Source organism: Pontibacter toksunensis (assembly GCF_042686245.1).
Taxonomy (GTDB): Bacteria; Bacteroidota; Bacteroidia; order Cytophagales; family Hymenobacteraceae; genus Pontibacter; species Pontibacter toksunensis.
This window is the reverse complement of sequence record NZ_JBHUOX010000108.1, coordinates 1-672: the sequence shown is the minus strand read 5'-3', so window position 1 is coordinate 672 and position 672 is coordinate 1. Positions and strand designations below refer to the sequence as shown.

Genomic DNA, 672 nt, shown 5'->3' with positions numbered 1-672 from the left:
TGTGTAATATTTTCCTCGTCTGTGAACCATTAGCAGGAAAGCGTATGGTGAAGGTCACCGAAAGAAAGACCAAGCGGGACTGGGCTTTTTTTCTGGAAGAGATCGCAAATCAACGCGAAAGAGCGAATAAAATAACGCTGGTGATGGACAATCTGAACACACACGTCCCCGGATCGCTCTATGAAATGTTTCCGCCGGATAAGGCAAAGGCAATAATGGACAGATTTGAATTTGTGTACACCCCGAAGCATGGGAGCTGGTTGAATATGGCAGAGATTGAGTTAAATGTACTCTCAGGGCAGTGTTTAAAAAGAAGAATCGATGACATTGCGGTTGTAAGGAGAGAGGTACTGGCATGGCAGAAATTCAGAAACAACAAAAATGCGAAAGTTAATTGGCAATTCACAGCCGAGGATGCACGGATAAAGTTATCTCGACTTTATCCGACACTTGAAGGTTGACACGACACTAGGGAGAAAATGTCGGAGAAAATGTCGGAGAACATTTTGTGGTTAATAAAAGACAATCCCGAAATATCAGCGGAAGAGCTGGCTTATATCGTTAATCGTTCTTCAAGAACCATAGAAAGAGCTATTGCAAAACTCAAAAAAGAAGGCAGAATAAAACGCATCGGTCCCGACAAAGGCGGACACTGGGATGTGATAGAATGCA

2 protein-coding genes are annotated in these 672 nt (G+C 43.2%); both read left to right on the top strand.

All coding sequences use genetic code 11. The features are described from left to right. A partial coding sequence (locus ACFS7Z_RS27350; RefSeq protein ID WP_377492709.1) for a transposase occupies positions 1-461 on the top strand: 461 nt, incomplete at its 5' end. 30 nt (positions 462-491) lie between these two features. Then, a partial coding sequence (locus ACFS7Z_RS27345; protein WP_377492706.1) for a winged helix-turn-helix domain-containing protein occupies positions 492-672 on the top strand: 181 nt, incomplete at its 3' end.